We start from the raw sequence: 484 nt of genomic DNA, 5'->3' as shown, positions 1-484 counted from the left end.
TTGTGTCCGTAGGAGAGGATGTTCATTGTGAGTCAACAACGCCAGAAATACACGCCGGAGTACCGGCGTGAAGCCGCGAACCTAGTAATCGAATCGCAGCGCCCAATTGCTCATGTAGCGAAAGAAATTGGTGTCGCACCTGGTCTTTTAGGTCGGTGGGTAAAAAATGAGCGTCAACGCCGAGGATCCTCTGATGGGCTAAGCGAGGCTGATCTTCGTGCGGAGAATGCTCGTCTGCGTCGTGAGCTGGCAGAAGCCAAGATGGATAATGAGTTTTTGTCAAAAGCGACAGCCTTCTTCGCTTTAAGGCAACGCGATCAGAAAAGTTCGAGTTAATGCAGCAGGAGAAGGCGAATTTCAGTATCAAGCGCATGGCGCGCTTGTTGAAGGTATCTCGGTCTGGATACTACAAATGGGCCCATATGCAGCAGCAACGCTTATCCGGTAATGATGATCGGACATCTTTTTACGATGATGTTGATCG

General features: G+C 49.8%; 1 protein-coding gene. It reads left to right on the top strand.

The features are described 5' to 3' along the window. Positions 1-18: 18 nt before the first annotated feature. Positions 19-336 carry a transposase gene (locus tag QP970_RS11605; RefSeq protein WP_284869968.1) on the top strand — a complete coding sequence of 106 codons (318 nt, stop codon included), beginning with the start codon at positions 19-21 and terminating at the stop codon, positions 334-336. Positions 337-484: the final 148 nt, after the last annotated feature.

This window comes from Corynebacterium sp. MSK073 (genome assembly GCF_030232085.1).
Taxonomy (GTDB): domain Bacteria; phylum Actinomycetota; class Actinomycetes; order Mycobacteriales; family Mycobacteriaceae; genus Corynebacterium.
Note: the sequence above shows the minus strand (reverse complement) of the source record. Positions and strands in the feature narration are given on the sequence as shown.